Raw genomic sequence first — 10324 nt, forward strand, 5'->3', positions numbered from 1 at the left:
GGACCCGCCCGCCGGTCAGCTCTTCATGCTGGCGAACATGCCGGGTGTGTAGGAGCCCGCCGGGTTGCGCACGATCACGTTGACCCGGTTGGCCGCGTTGATCAGGGCGACCAGGGAGACGAGCGCGGCGATCTGGTCGTCGTCGTAGTGCTTGCGGACCTGGGCCCAGGTCTCGTCGGAGACGCCGTGGTGGGCGTCGGCGAGCCTGGTCCCCTCCTCGGCGAGTGCGAGCGCGGCCCGCTCGGCCTCGGTGAACACGGTGGCCTCGCGCCAGGCGGCGACCAGGTTGAGCCGGACCGGGGTTTCACCGGCGGCCGCGGCCTCCTTGGTGTGCATGTCGACGCAGAAGCCGCAGCCGTTGATCTGGCTGGCGCGCAGCGACACCAGCTCCTGGGTGGCCTTCGGCAGCGGCGACTGGTCGATCACCAGGCTGGCGTTGGCGAACCGCTTGCCGAACTTGGCGGCGATCTCGTTGTCGAACAGGTTGAATCGGGCGTCCATGACGTCGTCCTCACTCGTGGTGTTGCGTGCTGCCGCACCGGACGAACACCAGATGCCGGCGACCCCGATTCCTGTGACAGCCTGGCCATGGTGACCTGCGCCACCAGGCGGGGGCCACACCGGTGATGCCTGGGGCCCCGCTGTGCGCGACGCAGCCACGGCGTCATGTCCTGGGGCAGCGGACGACAGGGACCGGCTACCGGCTCGGTGTCACAAACCGGCGGGATCTGGCGTCTGGTGAGTGACACAGTCGAGCGTGAACAGGAGCCACGCATGGCAGGCACGTCGCCGACCGCCCCCGAAGACCACGGCGGGCGCATGAACGAGGACAGCCGTTCGGACCCGGCTACCGCGGCGTTCCTCGCCCACCGCAACCTGCTGTTCACCGTCGCCTACGAGATGCTCGGCTCGGCCGCGGACGCGGAGGACGTCCTGCAGGAGAGCTGGCTGCGCTGGGTGGGCGTCGATCTCGATGCGGTGCGGGACCAGCGTGCGTACCTGGTTCAGATCACCACCCGCCAGGCGCTGAGCCGGCTGCGTACGCTCGGCCGGCGCAAGGAGTCCTACGTCGGTCCCTGGCTGCCCGAGCCGCTGCTGACCGCGCCCGACGTGGCTGAGGATGTCGAGCTGGCCGACAGCGTCTCGATGGCGATGATGCTGGTGCTGGAGACACTCGGGCCGACCGAGCGGGCGGTGTTCGTGCTGCGCGAGGTGTTCGACCTCGAGTACGACGAGATCGCGGAAGCCGTCGACAAGAGCGCCGCCGCGGTCCGCCAGATCGCGCACCGGGCGCGGGCACACGTCGCCGCGCGCCGCCCGCGCGGGGTCGTTTCTCCGGCCGAGACCCGAGGTGCGCTCGACGCGTTCCAGCGAGCGGTCGAGACCGGTGACCTGCAGAGCCTGCTTGACATCCTCGCGCCGGACGTCGTCCTGCTGGGGGACGGCGGCGGAGTCAGGCAGGCGGTACCGCGCCCCATTGTCGGGGCCGACAAGGTGGCGCGCCTGCTGGCCGCCGGGCTGGGCAGGATCGCCGCCGCGGTGTCGCTGCAGCCGGTACAGGTCAATGGCTACCCGGCGCTGATTCTCCGGCTCGATGGCGAGATCGACAGCGTTGTGGCGGTACGCATCGACGAAGGCCTCGTCACCGGGCTCTACGCCGTGCGCAATCCCGAGAAGCTGTCGCACATCGAGCGGGAAACGGCCCTTCGCCGCTGAATCTGGGCCGATTGGGAACAAACAACACGACAAGTATTCCGACCCGGCCGGGTGCCAGGTCCCACCGCGCGGGTCGGCGAGCGGCAACTCGTATGCCGCGCCCGCGTTCACACCTCGCCGGAAGGCGGAGCGCTCGATGCCCACGCTGTTATCTGAGCTGCAGGACGGTGCCATCGACCCCGGACCGGGTGACGGCCAGCTCCGACTCGGCCTCGGACCCAAAAGTTCCCGCGAACAGAACCCACTCACCGGTCCTCAACCCGGCGCAGTCTGTCGAAATCTGCGTATATTCAATCTCGCCCAGCGTCCGCGCGGAGTTGGCGCGCCCGAAGAAGTACGCAATATCCGCATGGTCGCTGGACCTGGCGAGCAGCACGATCCAGCGGCCGTCGCATTTCAGGTCGCCGGCATGGATCTCGAGCGTACTCGGCGCGCCGGACCTGGCTGTGAGTGGTGTGTTGGAGGGTGCGCTTTGCCTTGCGGACGGAGTTGAAGCGTTCGTCGACGACCCGGTTGTTTGCGCCCCGATTACCCCGCAGACAATCAACGCGATCGGCACAAGATATGCGAGCGTCCACCTGGGCACGGTGGCGGTCTTGGCGCTCCATTGAACGATTCTTTCCACCGCTGACAGAATTTCGACCAACGCGGTCCGTAGCCATTCGTTCAGCTCGGTCAGAAGTCCGACCTGACGCGCTCTCGCATCCAGGGCTCTGAAAGAGATATCGAGCTCCTGGGATGAGTAGAATCCGAGTCGGAAATTCCACTCCCGGTCGCCGAGAGCCTGCTCCGGCAGGCTGACCATTATCGATGTTTCACGAGACTCTCCTGGAGAGAGCTCGATCTCGTCCGACGTGCCTACCTTCGACGACGGCAGCTTTGTCGCGTCCGCACCGGCCGCCACCTCCTGACCGGTGTCCGCGGGCACAGGGGAGACCTTGCCCCGGACCCGGGAATTACCGCAGTTCTCGACGATGACCGCCTTGCTGTACCTCCCGGCGCTTGTCGCCTCTACGGGACCATTTTCGGACAGCCTGATCCTGGGGCGCGCGGCGACGGCAAGCGTCTTCGGGTTGCTCTCCCAGTCATCGCCCGGATTTTCTGTGTCCCGGGCCAGTATTGAGATTCTCCACTCGCCCGCCCAGGGGAGCGTGTCTGTCGCGCGGATGGTGAGCATTGCGCTGGCGTGATCAGGAACCTCCAGCTGGCTGGGCTCCACCGCGCAGACATCAAGTCCCGCGCGCTTGGCGATCCCCTGAACTGAGAGTCTGATATGTCGATTGGAGTCGCCTTGATTGGTGACCTCGATGGGTAGGGAAAAAACCTCGCCGGCTGAAACCTCGATCCGCTGCTTCTCGTGATAGAGGGTCACGTGAATATCGCGATTCCGGGTTACTCCCGCGAACTTGTTGTTCTGAATACCTACGTTTATGGGAACAATCGATTTCTCGCGCGCGCTCACATTTGTAGTGGTTGAGTGACCGGTTTCGGGTCGCGTGGTCGGATCGCGGTCTTGCTCAGCACCCTCTCCGGTCTCTGGTGGCTGGCTATCGGGAGTCGGGTCGATCTTCATCTGCTATCGTGACCCACCTGGAAATCCGAAGCGGTTGTCCTGTACTCCTTGACCCTGGATCGGCATCTGGGCCTGGTCGTGGCCGTGTGCATTGATATTCACGGTCGACTTTGGGGCAGAGTCTTGATTCGCGGCCCTGATCTCGGAGACGAGCCGTTCCAGCTCCTGTGCGAATGTGGCGTCCTGTGCGGCGGCGTTCGCAAGGGAGAGTTCAACACGCTTCTCGGTCAGGGGATTTTCGATGCCGTCCGCCGCCTCGCGCTCCAACTGGGTCAGCGCGGGATCATCGCCTATCCTGCCGCTGACGAAATCGTGCAGCCGGTCCATGAGGGCGTCGATGGTGCGGTTGACTTCCTCGTCCGCCCGCGGCGTCACTCGGCGCGCCTTCCCTACTGCCCACGCGGCTATGTAGCCCACAACTATTTCTAGACCAAGCATCGTGCCCCCCTCAGGTCCGCGTGCAGGCAGGGTAGCGCATGGGATCTACGCTGGCGGACCTCTGCCCAGTGGCTGTCGTGCTGATGACTGGCCAGCCCGGTCGGCGGTAACTGAGCAGATCCCATGGCGGCCCGACCATTCGCCGCGGAGGGCGATGCAGGATGATCTAGAAGGCCGGAAATTCGCTGGTCACGGGCTTGGACAAGGGCGCGTTCCAGCCGCCGTCCTTCTGTTGTCCACGCGGGCGAGTCCCGCGAATACCCGCCGCGTTCCGATCCACGGTGGCGTAGTTCGGCGGGGCGGCGCTGCCCGGGCGGTACCGGTCCAGGCTCGACTGAGTTGGACACCTCGGGAGCGCGCGAGAATCCGGGCTCGACCAACAGGCTTCGCGCGGATTTCCGATCGCGAGTTCAGCGCCCGGCGTGCGGCCGTCCCGGATCGGTGGTGATCCGCCGGCCCGGGACGGCCGAGCACGAGTCGGTTACAGCCCGAGCAACGCGTTCAGGATCGCCAGAAGCTGGGCGACTCCGAGCACGTCGAGAAGGTTCGTCACGCCGCAGAGCAGGTTCCCGAGCAGGTTGCCCAGGCCGCCGACCGCGGTGATGTTCAGCACGACCTGGTTGAGGTCAACCACGAGTCCCAGCACATCAAGGTGCAACGGCCCGAGCACCAGGCCGAGAATGTCGCAGCCCGCCGCCGTGGCCGCGTTCGTCACCGGGGCTGACACCGCCTGGCTGACCTGCTGGGTCGTGCCGGTGGCGGTTCCCGTCACGGTCCCGAGCGCGACGATCTGTCCGGCGCGCTCCTCGAACCCGGTCGCGGTGAACGTGCCGTCGAAAGACGTCGCCCCATTCTGTCCGGTGACCGGCGTCGACAGGCCTTCCACGGCGCTCGCCTGTGGCGCCGCCGCGCTGGCGGAGGTCGCGGTCGCGGCCACGCCGACCAGCATCGCCGCTGTCAGGACAATGGCGATCGCCGTCGATCGCATTGAGCTCCAGGTTAGTTTCGTCATAGGTTCGCCTGCCTTTCGGGTATCGACAAGATCGCCGTTCGACCTTTGCGACCCGTTGTGCACCCGGCGCCAGCCCACAAACACAACAGAACTGTTCCACCGTCGACATCGGGCTGAAATCTCAGGTTGAGGCGCAGAAAATAGTCAAGTGGACGCTGTCACGGGGGCGGGGCCGACACTGTGGCCCGCCTCGGCGGCCAGGACATGATCGGACGATGGCCCGCCGTCCCCCTCGGCCGTCGGTGCCGGCTTCGGAGCTCGCTGGGTCCCGGCCCCAGCCGAGGTGATCGTTCTGGCGGTACGCCGGTATCTGCGGTTCGCGCTGTCGCGCCCGGGCGTCTCGCGGCGGGGCCCGCCGCCACCGCCTCGACCGCGACGGAGGCCGGGGGCCGGCAGGCCAGCGCCGCCCTACGCCGCGTCGTCATCCAGCCAGCGACGCCGCGGCGCCCGCGCGATATACATAGCGCAACAGGAAGAACACTATCCGAAATAGTCCTGTGACGCCGGGTTTACATCTTCATGCGCCTGGGAATGGCGGAGCCACCGCCGGTCTCCCGGCCGGTGGGTGCACGACTCGGGGCGACGTGGCCCGGTCGTAGGTGGCGGAGCCGGATACCACCCGGCCATGAACGTCCCCCGCCCGCGCGTCGCCTCTGGTAATGCGACGTGGGGTGGTGAGCACGGCCTATGAGAATTCCACAATCCCGTCGGCCCCGTGGACCTCGTCGACCCGGCCGACATTCCGGCCACCGTCCGGGGGCGGCCGGATCCGCCTGTGGCGGCGGCCGGGGCATGCCGACCGGCCGGAGCGGCCGGAGCGGCCGGTCCACGGTGGCCGTGGTGGGAGCGCTGGTACTGGCCGCGGGGGCGGCGCTGGCCGGTTGCGGCGGTTCCGACGACGGAGGCGGCCGCGGCCCGGCCCGGCTGACCTGGTACGTCTACAACGAGTCGTCCGGTTCGTTCGCCAAGTCCGCCGCGGACTGCTCGGCCGCGTCGAACGGCCGGTACACGATCAGCATCAACGTGCTGCCGAACGACTCGGACGGGCAGCGCCAGCAGCTGGTGCGGCGGCTCGCCGCCGAGGACTCCACGATGGACATCCTCGCGCTGGACGTGACCTGGACCGCCGAGTTCGCCGAGGCCGGCTGGATCGTGCCGTTCCCGGCGACGGAGGCGAAGCGGCTCACCGACGGAATGCTGCCGGTCGCCGTGGAGACCGGTACCTGGGACAAACAGCTTTACGCCGTGCCGCTGAACACCAACGCCCAGCTCCTCTGGTACCGCAAGGACCTGGTGCCGAACCCGCCGCGGACCTGGGACGAGATGCTGGCCGACTCCCGGCGGCTCGCCGCGGAAGGCAAGCCGCACTACGTCGAGGTGCAGGGCGCCCAGTACGAGGGCTACACGGTGCTGTTCAACTCGCTGGTGGCGTCCGCCGGCGGCCAGATCCTCAATGACGACGGCACCAAGGTAGTGCTCGGCCCGCCGGCGGAAAAGGCCGTCGAGGCGATCCGGGCCATGGCACACTCGCCGGCCGCCGACCCGTCCTGGTCGAACCAGAAGGAGGACGACAACCGCCTCGCGTTCGAGACCGGGTCGGCCGCCTTCCAGCTGAACTACCCGTTCATCTATCCATCGGCGCGTCAGAACAATCCGAAGCTGGCCGAACAGATCGGCTGGACGCAGTGGCCGACGTTGGTACCCGGCCAGCCTTCACACACGACCGTCGGCGGCTACAACCTGGCGATCGGCGCCTATAGCCACCACCGGGCCGAGGCGGCCGCGGCGATCGAGTGCATGACCAGCCGGGACAACCAGATCCGGACCGCGATCAACGGCGGGCTCGCGCCGACGGCCGAGGATCTGTACACCGACCAGAAGTTCATCGACGGCGGCTACCCGTTCGCGGCGGCGATCTACGAGGCGCTCCAGAACGCGAGTGTCCGGCCGGAGACGCCGGCCTACCAGAGCGTCTCGCTGCAGATCGCGCACACCTTGTCACCGCCCTCCTCAGCGAGCGTCGGGCGGCTCGGCGACCTGCGCAAGGCGATCGCCGACGCCATCGAGTCGAAGGGTCTGGTGCCGTGACTGTTGAGGCGACTACGAATGCCGGCGCGGCGGCGAACGGCGCGGCACCCGTGAAACGGCGGCGGGCACCGCTGTCGGCGGGGGCGCGGGCGGAGCGCCGGCTCGGCTGGGCGCTGTGCGCGCCGGCGGTCATCGTCATCCTGGCGGTGACCGCCTACCCGATCGGATATGCGATCTACCTGTCCCTGCGGCGTTACGACCTGAGGTTCCCGGACGACTCGAAGTTCGTCGGGCTGGCGAACTACGCGACCGTGCTGACGTCGTCGCTGTGGTGGCAGGCCCTCGCGGTGACCGTGATCATCACGGTGATCTCGGTGGCGATCCAGTTCGTGCTGGGGATGACGCTGGCGCTGGTGATGCACCGGGCGCTTGTCGGCCGTGGCCTGGTGCGGACGGTGATCCTGATCCCGTACGGGATCGTGACCGTGGTCGCCGCGTTCGGCTGGCGGTACGCGTGGACCCCGGACACCGGCTACCTGTCCGGCCTGTTCGGCGACGCGACGCCGCTGAGTTCTCAGGTCTGGGGCATCGCGGTGATCATCGTGGCCGAGGTGTGGAAGACGACGCCGTTCATGGCGTTGCTGCTGCTCGCCGGGCTGGCGCTGGTCCCGGAGGAGCTGCTACGGGCCGCGAAGGTCGATGGGGCCACCGCCTGGCAGCGGCTGACCCGGATAATGCTGCCGCTGATGAAGCCGGCGATCCTGGTCGCGCTGCTGTTCCGGGTGCTGGACGCGTTCCGCATCTTCGACAGCATCTACGTGCTGACCGCCGGGGCGTACGACACCCGGTCGGTGTCGATCCTGGGCTACGACAACCTGTTCACGGCGCTGAACCTGGGCGTCGGCTCGTCGTTGTCGGTGCTCATCTTCCTCGTCGTGGCGCTCGTCGCGTTCATCTTCGTCAAGGGGTTCGGCACCGCCGCGCCCGGTGGGGAGGGCCGTCGCTGATGGCCACCATCGCCTCTACTCCCGGCGCCGGTGCCACGGGCACTGCCGGCGCCGCCACGCGCGGCCGGCGCCCATCCGGGGAGCGCACCGCGCTGCTCGGCTGGTCCGCCGCGAACCTCGTCATCATCGGGATATCGCTGGTGCCGCTGCTGTGGCTGGTGTCGCTGTCGTTCAAGACCCCGGACAGCATCACCGACGGCAAGTTCATCCCGCGCCACTGGACGTTCGAGAACTACCGGGGGATCTTCGGCGAGTCGCTGTTCACCCGGGCGCTGCTGAACAGCCTCGGGATCGCGCTCATCTCCACCGTGCTCGCGGTGGTGCTCGGCTCGATGGCCGCCTACGCGATCGCCCGGCTCGCCTTCCCGGGTAAGGGGCTGCTCGTCGGGCTGGCCCTGCTGATCGCCATGTTCCCGCAGATCTCCCTGGTCAGCCCGCTGTTCAACCTCTGGCGGCAGATCGGCATCTTCGACACCTGGATCGGGCTCATCATCCCGTACCTGACGTTCTCGCTGCCGTTGGCGATCTACACGTTGTCGGCGTTCTTCCGGGAGATCCCGTGGGACCTGGAGAAGGCCGCGCAGGTCGACGGCGCCACCCCGCTGCAGGCATTCCTGCGGGTCATCGCCCCGCTGGCCGCGCCGGGCATGGTGACCACCGCGATCCTGGTGTTCATCTTCTGCTGGAACGACTTCCTGTTCGCCATCTCGCTGACGTCGACGGAGCGGTCGCGGACCGTCCCGGCCGCCATCGCGTTCTTCACCGGCGCGTCGCAGTTCGCCCAGCCGATCGGCTCGATCGCGGCGGCGGCCGTGGTCATCACCATCCCGATCATCATCTTCGTGCTGCTGTTCCAACGACGGATCGTCGCCGGGCTGACGTCCGGCGCGGTGAAGGGATAGGCCCGGCCATGGCCGACATCGTTCTCGACCACATCACCAAGCGGTACCCGGACGGCCGGCTCGCGGTGGAGGACGCGAGCCTCTCCATCGCCGACGGCGAGTTCGTCATCCTGGTCGGCCCGTCCGGCTGCGGGAAATCGACCACCCTGAACATGATCGCCGGCCTGGAGGACATCACCTCCGGCGAGCTGCGGATCGGCGACAAGGTGGTCAACGACCTGGCGCCGAAGGACCGCGACATCGCCATGGTGTTCCAGAGCTACGCGTTGTACCCGCACATGACCGTGCGGAAGAACATGGGTTTCGCGCTGGCGCTGGCGAAACGGCCGAAAGAGGAGATCGACCGGAAGGTCGAGGAGGCGGCCCGGGTGCTCGACCTCACCGAGCACCTGGACCGCAAGCCGGCCCAGCTGTCCGGCGGGCAGCGGCAGCGGGTCGCGATGGGCCGGGCGATCGTCCGCTCACCGAAGGCGTTCCTGATGGACGAGCCTCTGTCCAACCTGGACGCCAAGCTGCGGGTCCAGATGCGCACCGAGGTGTCCCGGCTCCAGAACCGGCTCGGCACCACCATGGTGTACGTCACCCACGACCAGACGGAGGCGATGACGCTCGGCGACCGGGTGGCGGTGCTGCGGTCCGGGCGGATCCAGCAGATCGGCACGCCGACCGACCTGTACAGCCGGCCGGCGACCATTTTCGTGGCCGGTTTCATCGGCTCGCCGGCGATGAACTTCGTGCCGGCGACCGTCGAGGAGGGCGAGCTGCGCACCCCGTTCGGGGCGATCGCCCCGAATGACCGGCAGCGGCGGCTGCTGGAAAGCTGGAACGGAGGCGCGGCCGGCAGCCGGTCTCTGATTGTCGGAGCGCGGCCCGAACACTTCGAGGACTCCGCGCTGGAGCAGGTGAGGAACCGCCCCGGACCGCGGTTCACGGTCACGGTGGACGTGCTGGAGCGGCTCGGCTCGGACAGCTTCGCCTACTTCACGCTGACCGGCGGCCGGGCCCAGATCGCCGACCTCGAGGAGCTGGCCCACGACGCTGGCACCGTCGACCTGTCCAGCGGAGTGGAACAGGTCGTCGCCCGGCTCGACGCGTCCAGCCGGATCCGTGAGGGCGAGAAGGCCGAGCTCTGGCTGGACACCGACCAGCTGCACCTGTTCGACCCCGACACCGGCCACAACCTGGACGCCCCGCCCACCATTGACTAATGCTGCCCGGCAACGTTTGCCCTGTACCTGCATGCGGTCGCGCGCCCATCCTGTCCGACGTCACGGGGAATCGTGTCAGTGATCCTGGGGACAACGGCCGCCGGGCGTGCGAAGGAAGATCATTTTCGCACGCCCTTTGGCCCTCTAGACCGAACTTACTTGATCTAGGACGCACTGCGGGCTCGTGACTTGCGGGTTCGCGGCAGCCATTGATCGTCTTACTGACTACCAACGGTCTTGGAGATAGGCGCGCCGATTAGCTGGAAGACCTTTCTCTGGGTTTCGGTGGCGTTCGTGAGTAGCTGAAGGCTGCCGCCGCCGCTGATGCGGATCTCGTCGCGGGTCAGGGTGGCCAGGTGCGCGAGGAGGCCCTGGAAGCTGTAAAGAGGCGTTCCGTCGGGCTGTTCCTTGCGTGTGGATTTCCGGTTGGCGGCCTCGGA

The 10324-nt window shown here is 67.6% G+C and carries 10 protein-coding genes; 5 read left to right on the forward strand and 5 right to left on the reverse strand.

Annotated features, from left to right (window positions below; all coding sequences use genetic code 11):
- Nucleotides 1–15 precede the first annotated feature (15 nt).
- Nucleotides 16–501: a carboxymuconolactone decarboxylase family protein gene (locus tag BCD48_RS00980; protein ID WP_071046305.1), complete on the reverse strand. Its 486-nt coding sequence runs from the start codon at nt 499–501 to the stop codon at nt 16–18.
- 273 nt (nt 502–774) lie between these two features.
- On the opposite strand from BCD48_RS00980, the gene BCD48_RS00985 reads away from it, so the two are divergent.
- Complete coding sequence (locus BCD48_RS00985) at nt 775–1716, forward strand: RNA polymerase sigma-70 factor (protein WP_071046306.1); 942 nt, start codon at nt 775–777, stop codon at nt 1714–1716.
- Between the two features lie 148 nt (nt 1717–1864).
- Here BCD48_RS00985 and BCD48_RS50440 read toward each other — a convergent pair whose 3' ends face one another.
- The 3 genes from BCD48_RS50440 to BCD48_RS01005 all read right to left on the reverse strand — a co-directional run bounded on the left by BCD48_RS50440 (nt 1865) and on the right by BCD48_RS01005 (nt 4715).
- Nucleotides 1865–3289: a hypothetical protein gene (locus BCD48_RS50440; protein WP_131803696.1), complete on the reverse strand. Its 1425-nt coding sequence runs from the start codon at nt 3287–3289 to the stop codon at nt 1865–1867.
- Nucleotides 3290–3292: 3 nt separating this feature from the next.
- Nucleotides 3293–3664 (reverse strand): hypothetical protein, encoded by a 372-nt coding sequence (locus BCD48_RS01000; RefSeq protein WP_071046309.1) that lies wholly within the window; start codon nt 3662–3664, stop codon nt 3293–3295.
- A gap of 544 nt (nt 3665–4208) precedes the next feature.
- On the reverse strand, nt 4209–4715 hold the full coding sequence (locus tag BCD48_RS01005) for a hypothetical protein (RefSeq protein WP_198543017.1): 507 nt from the start codon (nt 4713–4715) through the stop codon (nt 4209–4211).
- A gap of 864 nt (nt 4716–5579) precedes the next feature.
- Between BCD48_RS01005 and BCD48_RS01010 the strand changes: the two genes are divergently transcribed.
- Genes BCD48_RS01010 through BCD48_RS01025 form a run of 4 tightly spaced genes read left to right on the forward strand, consistent with a single transcriptional unit; the run spans nt 5580 to nt 9884 of the window.
- Nucleotides 5580–6827: an ABC transporter substrate-binding protein gene (locus tag BCD48_RS01010; RefSeq protein ID WP_071046321.1), complete on the forward strand. Its 1248-nt coding sequence runs from the start codon at nt 5580–5582 to the stop codon at nt 6825–6827.
- Between the two features lie 50 nt (nt 6828–6877).
- Complete coding sequence (locus BCD48_RS01015; RefSeq protein WP_071046310.1) at nt 6878–7774, forward strand: carbohydrate ABC transporter permease; 897 nt, start codon at nt 6878–6880, stop codon at nt 7772–7774.
- Nucleotides 7774–8676: a carbohydrate ABC transporter permease gene (locus BCD48_RS01020; RefSeq protein ID WP_241841422.1), complete on the forward strand. Its 903-nt coding sequence runs from the start codon at nt 7774–7776 to the stop codon at nt 8674–8676. The genes BCD48_RS01015 and BCD48_RS01020 overlap by 1 nt, the downstream gene beginning before the upstream one ends.
- Before the next feature lie 8 nt (nt 8677–8684).
- Nucleotides 8685–9884: an ABC transporter ATP-binding protein gene (locus BCD48_RS01025; protein ID WP_071046311.1), complete on the forward strand. Its 1200-nt coding sequence runs from the start codon at nt 8685–8687 to the stop codon at nt 9882–9884.
- A gap of 218 nt (nt 9885–10102) precedes the next feature.
- Here BCD48_RS01025 and BCD48_RS50975 read toward each other — a convergent pair.
- A partial coding sequence (locus BCD48_RS50975; protein WP_198543019.1) for a hypothetical protein occupies nt 10103–10324 on the reverse strand: 222 nt, incomplete at its 5' end.

It is taken from the genome of Pseudofrankia coriaricola (assembly GCF_001854805.1).
Classification (GTDB): Bacteria; Actinomycetota; Actinomycetes; order Frankiales; family Frankiaceae; genus Pseudofrankia.

What these genes read in the sequence shown, in the direction of transcription:
- BCD48_RS00985 (WP_071046306.1), top strand. Translation starts at nt 775, where the DNA reads ATGGCAGGCACGTCGCCGACCGCCCCCGAAGACCACGGCGGGCGCATG.
- BCD48_RS50440 (WP_131803696.1), bottom strand. Translation starts at nt 3,289, where the DNA reads ATGAAGATCGACCCGACTCCCGATAGCCAGCCACCAGAGACCGGAGAG.
- BCD48_RS01020 (WP_241841422.1), top strand. Translation starts at nt 7,774, where the DNA reads ATGGCCACCATCGCCTCTACTCCCGGCGCCGGTGCCACGGGCACTGCC.
- BCD48_RS01005 (WP_198543017.1), bottom strand. Translation starts at nt 4,715, where the DNA reads ATGCGATCGACGGCGATCGCCATTGTCCTGACAGCGGCGATGCTGGTC.
- BCD48_RS00980 (WP_071046305.1), bottom strand. Translation starts at nt 501, where the DNA reads ATGGACGCCCGATTCAACCTGTTCGACAACGAGATCGCCGCCAAGTTC.
- BCD48_RS01025 (WP_071046311.1), top strand. Translation starts at nt 8,685, where the DNA reads ATGGCCGACATCGTTCTCGACCACATCACCAAGCGGTACCCGGACGGC.